The following is an 11,933-nucleotide window of genomic DNA, read 5'->3' as shown; positions in this document are numbered from 1 at the left end:
CCATTCAGCCTTACTAAAAGAGCTTTTGAAAATTGGTTTTGAGAAAAAAGAAAAAAGTCTACTTTTAACATGTCCTAAAAAAGGGAAGTCGACACATTGGAATGGTATGAATTTGTTATTCCATTACGCACACCATTTACATATTCAATTTCAGTTTGTGGCAAACCATTCTCATTCCACTCCCTGTATACACCTTCATACTTACCATTTTTCATAGTAAATTCTATTCTAAGGATGCTGTCTTGAGAATATGCTCGAGTTATTTTAGTCGAATTATTCACTACTTCTTCATGATATTTTAGACTTGTTCCTTCCTCATATTCTCTAGTTGGAATATCTCCAACATTTTGAATAGCAAAAATAATAATAAAGGAAGGAATAGCAGATGCCATTAAGCTAGTTACTATGTATAAACCAAATGATTTAAAATTATAGACACTTGTTCCAACTAAACTTGGGTTCACAATTAACTTAGTTCCGACTATATAGTCACCTAAGCTCCTTGGTGGATAAAACAAAGTTATTAGGAAGTCAATAGGTTGGATAAAAATAAACACATTCCTAAAAAAACATTTTAAAGGACTAGCTGGTAAGTTCGTTTTATTAGAGACAACTTGTGTACTAAAGAATCTATTTACAAGTCCGCTTCCATTTATAGAATCTTGATTTAGAAATAAGGCAATCACAGCGAATAATAAAAAGATATTAAAGAAGTCTAAAATAGATTCTGGAAAATGTTCAATAATAAAATCTCCAATGCCTAAGGCGGAAAATAAGGCCATGCCCCCAAATAGTATAACTAAAATCACCATTGAATAAAAGATATAACCAAACATTAGCTTTATCCTCAAAATAAAATCCATTCTTCCCATTAATTCATTATCTATTTATGTTTTACTTTTTGATAGCACTACTCAAGAACAACACCAAATAGAGACTAACTACTCAATAGAACAACCAATCATCAACTCCTTAATTTCCTCAAAATAGATTTCTAGATAGGTATAATGCGATAACCAGTAAGCACAAGTACTTGCCGTTGCCTTCTCTGCTACAATACCGCGACTACCCAGTGCGCTATAACAAGCGCCACTCGAATGATCGTATAGTGATTTGAAGATATTATTTTCACCTAAGTACCAATGGTGAGTCTTCGCCAATTGTTTTAAATAAAGAGGTTCTTTGCTTACCTTATACAATTCGGCATAACACACCACCAAATAATAGGCTTCCATTGCATCCTGATCAAGCCCTTTACGGTGTTTCACATCTCCGTTGCACATACCTTTTATAGCCGGATTAAACATACCCTCAGCAAACAAGAGCCTTTCGATAAAACGACACGAACGACGTGCAGCTGACAAATAGCGCTCATCACCAATTACCTTGTAAGCATGAGCAAGAGCTGCAGGTATTAGAGCAAAGGAATCACTCATCTCAGCCTCGTACCATGGCCATTTAATATTATCTTCAGGTAATAGCCTTAAGATGTTATTAGCAAATCGTTTAACCAAATTAAACAACTCAGGTTCAGCGCCATCATCATCAATCACATAACTTATACCAATAACACAGGCTGCCTTTGCCTTAATATCTGAAATTTCAATATTCTGGTTCAGTAACTTATGCAGCATAACAAAGGCAGAGTCCTTTAAATAATGACTGTCGGTGTATCGATATAAAACTCCTAATGACCAAGCAGTTATACCAATATCAAATTCACTTGCCCGCTTCTTCCTTTCGTTATCAAAACCAAAACCAGAACTCCAAGTGCCATTCTCATTTTCACAATAAGCAATACTTGAAAGATAGGTTTGAATTTTATCGAGATTTTCATCCACCTGATTTGAACGCTGACTCAAAGCTAATAATTGCAAAGCTAAAGCATTGTCAACAAGTTGATAGCCACTTTTAAAATCAATAACTTCATTAAGCGAACGTGATAAAACTCCCGTCTTATTAGTCAATTTATTTAAATGATCAAATCGTTTTGCAGGTAAGAACAAAGGGTTAATCTGCGACTTAGAATCCTTATTCGCAACACCTTCACCACCACACTTATCTATTAACTTTAAATACTTCAAGCTCAAAACCGGCCAAATGTACTGAGCCCCATACAAAGCGGCATTTTCTTTATACATCTTTCTCTCGCGCTCACTTCTTAATACATTTAGTATATGCTGACTTAAATCTGTTGATGATTTAAATGGAAAAAGTATTCCTCGTTGATCATCCAACAATTCCTTAGCAAACCATGAAGGCGTGGATAAAACCATAGCTCCCGCTCCCACAGCCATTGTCAGAGATAAACTATCCAATGTTCTTTCTTCTAATGTTGATGAGACATAAAGCTGACATTCAGAAATCAACTGCATCATATCCTCACCATTTACATCATGGTCGTAAAAAACTACATTACGAGCAACACCACGCCTTTGCGCCAGCATCATCAACGATTGTCGATATTCCTCTCCCCGCTTATTTAATTCAGTATTCTCGGTTTTACCCGCAATTAAATAAACAATATCGCGGTGGTGATTCAATAATGATGGTAAACAATTTATCACCGTTTCGTAGCCCTTGCGAGGTTGCAGACTACCACTTGATAAAATAACTTTTTTTCCATCGAGCTGCAATTTCTTCAAGAACGATTCAGAATCATCCTTAGCGATTACAGGTATTCCACGCTCAATTCTTACTATCTTTTCACTATTAATCTTGTAAAAATGCTCAAGAAAGTCAAAGCCTAATTGACTTAAGGCCACCAGCTTTTCGGATTTGGCAGCAAGTGCTCCAAGCACATTCTTCTCATTAGTAGTTGGATTATTAACCACAGAATGACAGATAGTTATCAATGGTTTATTCAACTTATAAACTAAATCAAGAATAAACCTTCCACGGTGACCACCGTAAACATTATTTCCGTGTTGTAAGAAACAAATATCAGCATTGTGGTTCAAGTACTCAGCCACCTTGCCATAACTTGAAAACTCTTCTCTTTCAATGAACAAATCAGCATTTGAATTGACATTTTGCAAATCAGAAACCACTTCCACCAGACGCACCTTATGCAGTCCACTCGTTTCTAATGCTTCAGCCAACTGTTTGCTCTGTATTGCAACATCTGGCTGCAAATCGTAACAAGGAGATATAATAACTACATTCATTGATTAGAGAGATTTAGTACTGATAATTAAGCTGTTCTTTGTAAAAAAGAGCGAACATTTAGTTTCTACGGCTTAAATAATCATATTCAACTAGGTTAAAAATAATGTTTTACTTTGTAATAAAAGAAAAGGGATGCCAATAAATGCATCCCTTTTCTCTTCGAAGTACTTTTCTTCTATTTGAATATATTCTTAAATTTCTTGGTCAATTCATCCACCTTCTTTTGTGTATCAGGATCTTCCAGTAGTTTTTTAACCGCTTTTTCGGCTTCCTTTCCAAGTTCATTACCAACTTCTGCTTTGGCTTTATCTAAATTTAAGCTTAAAGCCGGTTCTTGCACCGTTCCTTTAACTATTACATCTACCATTAAATCATCACCCGAAGTTGGTAAATTCATTCCCATAAGGCCTGCCATAACAGCTACTTCTTGTCGTGCAACAGGCATTGTTATTTTATAATCGATGCTTTGATCTACGCCTTGCGTTCCCTGTACCTCTATCTCCTTACCATATACCTTGGTCTTGAAAGGTTCAACAATCACATTTCCCTTATCAATCTTGAAATTAATGTTTAAATCCTCTGCCTTCATTACTTTGTATCGCTCATCTTTTACCATTGCAGCAATACCATTTTGAATTTTAGAGCCTGAAATCTCAACCCCTTTTGACTTGATATTTCCTCCTCCATCAATACTTGACATAACAGGCTTAAAGTCCTCTTTCAATTCACTATAATACTTGAATTTTGGAGAAACAATACCTACCGCATTCTTCGCTAATGGTAACATTGAATCGATCACACTGAAGGAATTAGCAGCTTTATTAATATCAATGTTACGCCCCACAAAATCAAAATCAACAAATGGTTTTTCAATGTCAGATGTATTGTATTGCCCAGTCATGTTTAAATCACCTCCAAGCAAGTTCATATTTAAACCATCCAACACCACACTGCCCTCTTTTATAACAATCTTACCTTTGGTATGCTCAATGTTTAATTTATCGTATAATAAGCGATCAATATCTGATGTTAAAACAAAATCCAGATTCGTAGGAATAGCAATTATTTCAAGGGATGTTGTATCCTCAACACTCACCTCTTGCACCTCAGACTCGACCATAAACTCATTACTATTAATGTAATTGGATTTATGATTTAACTTGCCTTTTAAAACACCATCGCTAAGTGCATAAGCCAAATAGTTCTCAAGCTTGCCTTTTAATTTAAAATCGCTCTGTCCTATCTTAGAATCAAACGACTCAAGGCTAACAAATCGTGGCGTTAAAAGCAGTTGTGCATCGCTAATTAAAACACCATGAGCCATGTCTTTACTGTTGAAGTAAAAATCGGTCATATTCACATTTCCATTGGCTTCAATTTCATCATAGGCCTCTCTTTCAACCATCTCATAATCGCCATCCAAAGTGATATCGGCAGCAACCAATCCTTGAATATCGATACTATCCATAGGAATGGCATCGGCTAATGAAGAAAAATCGATTTTACCTTTTATCAAACCAGTGTATGTAAGATTGCTTATTGGTGTAGTTAATCCAAGTTGTGCATCGAAGGGATTACCTGCCAATTCAAAATGAAACTGCTCCAGATTCGTCACTGTGGCATCGGGAGAACCTCCTGGATTATTTACATTTAGTTTCACATTGATGTCATCGATGGATTTTGGCAAGTCAGGATATTGAATCATGCCATCTGCTACATTTAAACGTATGTCGAAGGCTGGCAAATGTTCCTCATCTACATATTCACCCTTTACGGTAGCCAGCAAATCAAGATTACCACTTGTTTTCAGGGCTTCATAATCGGTCATGTATGCCTCAGGAATAAGCGCCAGAATAGATTTAAAATCAGTATTTTTCGTGCCAAGTGATAAATCCATCACATAACTTTCTTCCTTCATTTCTAATGTTCCATCCATTTGAAGCGCCAAACGGTTTACGCTTAACTCATTCTCAAGAAATGTAAAAATCATGTTCTCCAAATCCGCTTTCACCCCAGCATTTAAACCAAGAGAAGCTCCCTTAAGGTATTTCATACCTTCAAAATCAACATAAAGGCCTTCAACATCAGAATCAACTTGAATATTGGTTATACTCTCCGACATATCCCCCGATAAGTCCAATTGAAAACCCTTAATCTCACTTTTCAAGGCCATGGTATTGTCCGTATAAGCAATATTTGCATCGCGAATAACAAAGGATTTAAGTACCACTTTAAACGAAGATGATTCGCCATCGCTATCTTCTTCGACCACTACTTCTTCTTCGCTAGCCTTAGCTATATCCCAATTAGCAGTTGAATCGGCCAATACGATGGCATTTACGTGCATCTGATCCAGTAAAACAGATTTCACAACAACTTCACCTGAAATGGCGCTAAACAAATCAACTTCGGTTGAAAATTTACCCAAAGATAATAGTGTATCATTCTCAAAAGGAGCATGACCAACTACACTCAAGCCATTTAGTCCAATATAAATATCAGGAAAGCCCTTGAGAAAGGAAAGCGTAAACGATTCATAATTAACATTGGCATTAACCTGATTATTGATTTCTTCCTTTACCTTGGTTTCAATTTGCCCTTTAAATGCAAACGGCAGAATCAATAAAAGCAAAAAGATACCCAATACAACTCCCAAAAATATCTTCAGTATACGTTTCATATATAACTATTTAAACTGTTTTTCAACTTATTGTAAGAAACCCAAAGTTAGCAAAATACTGTGTCCCATCTAAAAATCTAAATTTAAAAGAACTTAAAATTATATTGTAGCCATTTCATTTTTAATATTTTTGTTTTTCTAAGTTGATAATATTAAAAGTATATACACATGCATTCTAAACTAGGATTAAGCCTTTTATTGATCATTGGTGTACAAACTATCAATGCACAAATAAAAGCAGATTGGGAGGCCGGTGTTCCAGAAGGCTGCACCACTATAACAGTTGGTAAAAAAGCATCGTTCGATGGATCGGTAATGACTTCGCATACCGATGACAGCCACCGTACACGATCGTGGATGGATATTGTGCCGGAGCAAAAACATGGCCGTCGCGATGAAATAACCATGTATAAAAGAGAGAAGGATGATACGCGTAAAATGCCAGCCTACAAGCACACGCCTGTAGGTAGTATTCCTCAAGTAAAGAATACACATGGTTATATTAATTCGGCTTATCCTTGTATGAATACGAAGCAATTAGCCATTGGAGAATCAACATTTGGTGGTCGCGAATCTTTGGTATCATCAAAAGGGATAATTGATTGTCAGCGCTTAATAGTATTGATGCTTGAGCGTTGCACTACTGCTCGCGAAGCCTTGCTTTTATGCGATGATCTAACCAAAAAATATGGTTATAGTGATTATGGTGAATGTTTGACCATTGCTGACAAGAAAGAAGTTTGGCATCTGGAAATTGTTGGACCAGGGACTGATAAGGTTGGGGCCATATGGGTAGCACAGCGTGTACCTGACGACCATGTGAGTGTAAATGCTAACGCTGCACGCATCCAGGAAGTTGATACAGCAAACACCAAAGACTTTATGTACTCGGAGAACCTGTTTACCATGGCTAAAGATAGTGCATGGTGGAATGCCGACAGTACTGCTTTTCGATTTGCAGATGCTTATGCACCAGAAGGTCGTTCATCAATGGCGGCTACTCGTCGCGAATGGCGGGTTCTTAGTTTGGTAGCTCCTTCGTTAAATCTTGATCCTAACGGACGTGACTTTCCTTTCTCGGTTAAACCTGAAGAGAAGGTAACACTGGAAAAGATGGTTGACTTATTCAAGGATTATTATGAACATACACCATTTGACATGGTTGGTCATATCAAAACAGTAAATGAAGAAGGCGACAGTATACCACATCCTTATGCCAACCCATTTATGCCATACGACCGCTACGACATTCACAACATACACGGTGGATGGGGTAAACTTGGAGAACGCACCATTGCACGCTGGTACACCATGTATGGCACTATCACTCAAAGTAGAGATTGGTTACCCGACGAGATTGGAGGATTAGTTTGGATGGCGCAAGATAATATAGCGACATCGGTTTACATTCCTATCTACTGCAGTGTTAGCGACCTACCCGAATCATACAAGACACCTGGAAGAAATGGTTTTAACCGCAACTCAGCATGGTGGGCATTTAACCGAATGAGTACCTTGGCAGGCATACGTTGGAACGATGCTCGCAAAGATGTTGATGCTGTACTTCTTCCGCTTCAGAAAGAGATATTTGCTAAACAAACCGAAACCGAAAAAGCTGCAATGAACATGAATCGTAAACAAACCACCGCCTATCTTACTCGATATACTGATATGTGGGGTAAAAAAGTAGTGGATACTGCTTGGCAGCTTGGTGATGACCTCTGGACAAAATACGATGAGAAATTCTAAAAGATAATTGCATAATAACCCAGTTAGTAGCTGGGTTTTTTATTCCTTATTAAGCGGTAAATAAATTAGAAACTCCGTTCCTATTCCAACTTCGCTCTTTACTTCTATTCTTCCACCATTGGTTTCAATCATTTCCTTGGCTAAATGTAAACCGAGTCCGGTTCCTTTCTCATCTGAGGTACCCGAAGTAGCCATAAACTCACCAACATCGAATATTACTTTTAAACGTTCAGGTCGAATTCCAATACCCGTATCCTTTACGGAAAGAACAACCTCCTCATTAAGAACGTTTGATTTACATTCAACTTTACCTCCGTCCTTGGTAAATTTAATGGCATTATGGATTAAGTTGCGTACCACAAAGCGCAACATATCAACATCGGCATATACCACTAACTTACTATCCACATCATCAATTAGTTCAATATTTTTATTCTCTGCCAGTGGTCCGAAACTCTCAAACGACTCAGCAAATAAGCTAATCAGTCTAAAATATTGAGAATTAACCTGCATTTGGCCTAATTGAGATTTGGCCCAAATCAATAAATCATCCAAAAGCTTATATACATTCTCGCTGGCCGATAATATACGACCAACAAAATCTTTAATCTGCTCCTCGGTGTAATGTTCTAAATTATTTCTTAACAAGGTTGAGAAGCCCAGAATGGCATTAAACGGGTTTTTAACATCATGAGCAATTATCGAAAACAACTTATCCTTGGTTGAATTCAACTCTTTTAATTTGGCCTCACTCTTGGTTAGTTCCTGCTCATAAAGTTTACGTTTACTAATGTCAGTCAGCATTCCTACCACCTGATTTACTTTACCATCAGTTCCTCTTAATGTCGAAACTCTTATATCGCCCCAAAAAACCTCACCATTTTTTCTTAGGTATTGTTCTTCCATATTGTATTGGTCAATCTCTCCCTTGAACAATTGATTTACCTTTTCGCGTGAGGCTTCAACGAAAGTTGGATGCGTGACGTCTAAATAAGTTTTGGTACACAAATCGTCTTTTGATAGGTAACCAAACATCTCAACCATTCGAGAGTTAACCATACTAAATTGCCCATCAGGATCTACCACTGCAATACCAACTATTGAATTATTAACAATAGCATCCAGATGATTTCGATTACGAATCAGAGCTTCTTCGGTACGTTTAATACTGGTAAAGTCCATACCAACTGATTGGTATTCAAATATCTTTCCATCCGCATCAAGCAGAGCCCTATCCAATCTATGTAACCACCTTGTCTCTCCTGAATCAGTTTCAATTCGATATTCCAACTCACTAAAAGCTTGCTCAGGTGTTAGTTTCTGAATAGCATTCCATACCTTATCTCGTTCGTTATCTGGAATACGCGATAAGAAATTTTGCCCTAACAGTTCATCCTGATCAGCACCATAAACCTTGCAATACTGATTATTGACATAACTTAAAAGGCCATCGGCATCGAAACGACTAATTAAAGCAGGTGCATCCTCAACCAACTTGAAATAACGCTCCTCACTTGTTGCTAATGCCGATATGGTAGATTTATAATGCGATACATCATAAAAGAAAACACAAAGATGATCTTGTCCAAAAGGAAAAGACCGAAACCTTAAATGCTTTCCTAACTCCTCGAGATGTGCCTCAAAGGAAAACTTTCGTTGCAACATCATTTTTAAACGTTGCTTATTGGTATTAGCACCAGGTAAAATAACATTAAGCGTTAACCCAACTAAGCCCAGGCGACCAACGATACTTCCTGCCGTTGGATTTGCCTTAATAACCAGTAAATCCTTCAACTCTTTATTATCATCCAAAATCGGCTCACATATAGCAATTCCAACAGGTGCATTGGCAAAAAGCTCCTCCATAAATAAATGCTCTTCCATGTGCTGAGCATCCATTTCTATTTCTTTAGTTATATCTGATTTAACCGCTAAATAACCGACTATCTCGCCCCCATTATACTTTACTGGATTAATACAAGCTTTCTCCCATATTAAACGGCCATCCTTCGTTTTATTTCGAAAAACACCATTCCATGTTTCTCCATGAGAAATGGTATTCCAAAGGTTCTCATAAAATTCAACATCGTGATAACCAGTATTTAAAACGGAAGGATTCTTACCTTTAATCTCTCTCTGCGTATAACCGTATTTCTCTACGAATCTCTGATTCACATATTTTATCGTTCCTCTAACTGTTGTATAAACAACAATATCAGATGAATAATCCAATGCTCTCATTATTTCTTCCGAAATACCCATACACCTTAAATCATACGGCATTGCATCACGTACAACACCAAAATACTTATATTATCCCCAATTCGTTGAGAAACAAACTATATCTTAAAGATAACCCCAATATCTTTATGATGCGACAAGCTCAAGTAATAAATACTTAATATTTGACGATGTATTCTCAATTTGATTTGAAAGTAGGAAAAATACCTTTAAACAACAAATAATTGATAGCGAGTGCCTTTTACAAAAGAATCAAATACGAAAGATTAAAACAATTCAACTTCTCACAAAAGCAAATACTACATTGACGCTAAAACCTAACAAAACTCACATTCAAATATCATGAATTTTATATATTTGTCTGCATAAGAAACAATTCACATAAAATAATTTGATATGATGAAACGACTAACGGCATTTGTAGCAGTTGCAGCAATTGCCTTTATGAACATGGTTCCAACAAATGCATGTACCAATGTACTAGTTACAAAAAATGCATCGGTTGATGGCTCTACACTTGTGTCGTATGCTGCCGATTCACACAACTTATATGGCGAACTATACTTTTGGCCTGCAGCAAGCTACGAACCAGGAACCATGTTGAAAGTAAACGAATGGGATACTGGAAAATATTTAGGCGAAATTGATCAGGTAGCTTCAACCTATACTGTAATAGGTAATATGAACGAACATCAGTTGACAATTGCAGAAACAACTTTCGGTGGAAGATCTGAACTTAGAGATCCTGAAGGTTTAATTGATTACGGAAGCCTAATATACATTACCTTACAGCGTGCTAAAACAGCTCGTGAGGCCATTAAAGTAATGACTGATTTAGTTGAAAAATATGGTTATTACAGTTCTGGCGAATCGTTTTCTATCGCCGATGCCGACGAAGTTTGGGTAATGGAAATGATTGGTAAAGGCGAAAATAACAAAGGTGCTGTGTGGGTAGCTATTCAAATACCAGATGGATATGTTTCGGCACATGCCAATCAAGCGCGTATTACGCAATTCCCATTAAACGATAAGGAAAACTGTCTTTATTCAGAAGATGTTATTTCATTTGCTCGTGAGAAAGGTTATTTCGATGGAAAGAATAAAAATTTCAGCTTTGCTGATGCCTATGCCCCACTTGACTTTGGAGCTGTTCGTTTCTGTGATGCACGTGTATGGAGCGCCTTCAACATTATGAACCCTGCTGAAATGGGTGACTATGTAGATTATGCGCAAGGAAATACGACTGAACGTATGCCTTTATTCATCAAGCCAAACAGAAAAATTTCACACCGCGATGTGATGAACATTATGCGTGACCATTACGAAGGTACGCCGCTTGATATGACTAAAGATGTTGGTGCTGGCCCATATGCAAAACCTTACCGTTTCCGTCCTTTAACTTGGAAAGTTGACGATGAAACGTATTTCAACGAACGTGCCATTGCAACTCAACAAACAGCTTTTTCATTTGTAGCTCAAATGCGTAATTGGTTACCTGCTCACATTGGTGGTATTTTATGGTTTGGTGTTGATGATGCTGCTTCAAGTGTTTACATGCCAATGTATGCTGGTATGACATCTGCTCCTCACTGTTTAGCAGTAGGTAACGGCGATATGATAAACTATTCTGACAGTTCTGCTTTTTGGGCATTTACAACAGTAAGTAACAGAGCATATGGTCGCTATAGTTATATGATTGAAGATATTAAAAAGGTTCAAACAGAGTTGGAAGATAACTTAACATCATTTACTACGGCTATTGATCAGTCAGCCAAAGCATTGTATGATCAGAATCCGGATTTAGCCCGTCAATTTTTGACTGATTTCTCCATGAATCAAGCAGAACTAGTTACTGAAAGATGGAAAAGATTAGGTGAATTCTTGTTGGTGAAATACAACGATGGTAACTTACATGAAGAAGTGGATGGCGAGTTTTTACTTAACGAACATGGTATTTCAAAACCACCTAAGTTCCCAGGATATTCTGAAGATTATTACAGATCGGTTGTAAAAGATGCTGGTGAAAAATTAAAAATGAAAGAACTTCCTACGAAATAGGAATTCAATAAAATATGCTTTAAAAGCCTCGCAATTG

At 37.1% G+C, this 11,933-nt stretch carries 6 protein-coding genes; 2 read left to right on the top strand and 4 right to left on the bottom strand.

Annotation, left to right across the window (positions count from 1 at the left end):
- Nucleotides 1-74 precede the first annotated feature (74 nt).
- The 3 genes from ACRD7B_RS10000 to ACRD7B_RS09990 form a co-directional block, all read right to left on the bottom strand.
- Entirely contained in the window at nt 75-872 is a 798-nt protein-coding gene (locus tag ACRD7B_RS10000; protein ID WP_430824401.1) for a toxin-antitoxin system YwqK family antitoxin, read from the bottom strand.
- Nucleotides 873-941: 69 nt separating this feature from the next.
- On the bottom strand, nt 942-3,167 hold the full coding sequence (locus ACRD7B_RS09995; protein ID WP_430824400.1) for a glycosyltransferase: 2,226 nt from the start codon (nt 3,165-3,167) through the stop codon (nt 942-944).
- 176 nt (nt 3,168-3,343) lie between these two features.
- Nucleotides 3,344-5,848 (bottom strand): AsmA-like C-terminal region-containing protein, encoded by a 2,505-nt coding sequence (locus ACRD7B_RS09990; protein ID WP_430824399.1) that lies wholly within the window; start codon nt 5,846-5,848, stop codon nt 3,344-3,346.
- Between the two features lie 168 nt (nt 5,849-6,016).
- On the opposite strand from ACRD7B_RS09990, the gene ACRD7B_RS09985 reads away from it, so the two are divergent.
- Entirely contained in the window at nt 6,017-7,597 is a 1,581-nt protein-coding gene (locus tag ACRD7B_RS09985) for a dipeptidase (protein ID WP_430824398.1), read from the top strand.
- Nucleotides 7,598-7,636: 39 nt separating this feature from the next.
- Here ACRD7B_RS09985 and ACRD7B_RS09980 read toward each other — a convergent pair whose 3' ends face one another.
- Nucleotides 7,637-9,880 (bottom strand): PAS domain-containing protein, encoded by a 2,244-nt coding sequence (locus ACRD7B_RS09980; RefSeq protein ID WP_430824397.1) that lies wholly within the window; start codon nt 9,878-9,880, stop codon nt 7,637-7,639.
- A 354-nt stretch (nt 9,881-10,234) separates the two neighbouring features.
- On the opposite strand from ACRD7B_RS09980, the gene ACRD7B_RS09975 reads away from it, so the two are divergent.
- Nucleotides 10,235-11,896, top strand: coding sequence for a dipeptidase (locus ACRD7B_RS09975; RefSeq protein WP_430824396.1), 1,662 nt, complete (start codon nt 10,235-10,237; stop codon nt 11,894-11,896).
- Nucleotides 11,897-11,933 lie beyond the last annotated feature (37 nt).

Origin of the sequence: Carboxylicivirga fragile, assembly GCF_050589805.1 — a bacterium.
GTDB lineage: Bacteria > Bacteroidota > Bacteroidia > Bacteroidales > Marinilabiliaceae > Carboxylicivirga > Carboxylicivirga fragile.
The sequence above is the reverse complement of the archived record's forward strand: the minus strand, read 5'-3'. Positions and strand labels throughout refer to the sequence as shown.